The organism is Acidimangrovimonas sediminis (genome assembly GCF_002871005.1).
Lineage (GTDB): Bacteria > Pseudomonadota > Alphaproteobacteria > Rhodobacterales > Rhodobacteraceae > Acidimangrovimonas > Acidimangrovimonas sediminis.
In genome coordinates this window covers 1-530 of record NZ_PHSN01000086.1, presented here as the reverse complement: position 1 = coordinate 530, position 530 = coordinate 1, and the positions used below count along the sequence as shown (strand labels likewise).

The 530-nt window shown below is 64.5% G+C and carries 1 protein-coding gene; it reads left to right on the top strand.

Annotated elements, in window-relative coordinates:
- On the top strand, nt 1-448 hold a 448-nt coding region (locus CVV76_RS24445; RefSeq protein ID WP_199178711.1), incomplete at its 5' end, for a substrate binding domain-containing protein.
- Nucleotides 449-530 lie beyond the last annotated feature (82 nt).

The window sequence follows — 530 nt, the reverse complement described above, 5'->3', positions numbered from 1 at the left end:
TCCGGACAGCGGGCTGACCGCCCGCAAACTGGGAGAAGAGCCGATGGTCGTGGTCGCCGCCCCCTCGTATCTGGACGCAAGGGGGACTCCGGCAAAGCCCGAGGACCTGCGGAGCCACGACTGCCTGCTGTTCAACTTCGATCCATCCCGATCCCGTTGGCCCTTTTGCAGCCAAGGCAGGCGAACCGAGGTTCACGTCAGCGGCAGGTTCACCGCCAATAGCGGCGAAGCGCTCGGAATGCTGGCGGTTTCCGGCCTCGGAATTGCACGCGTGGCACGCTTTGCCGTGGAAGACGACCTGGCAGCTGGCCGCCTGCGTGAAGTGCTCCCGGGCGACACCATCGACGAAGGCCATGAAGTTCACGCCTTATTCGTCGGCGGGGACCCGATCCCCGCCCGGGTGCGGGCCTTGGTTGATTTCCTGGCCGACAGGATGGGGACGCGGTAAGGCCAATAGCGGCTTCCGGATCAGGCCCTCAGATAGGTCTCGTTCGCGACTTTGATCGAGGTTTGTCGGCAGCGTAGCAGAG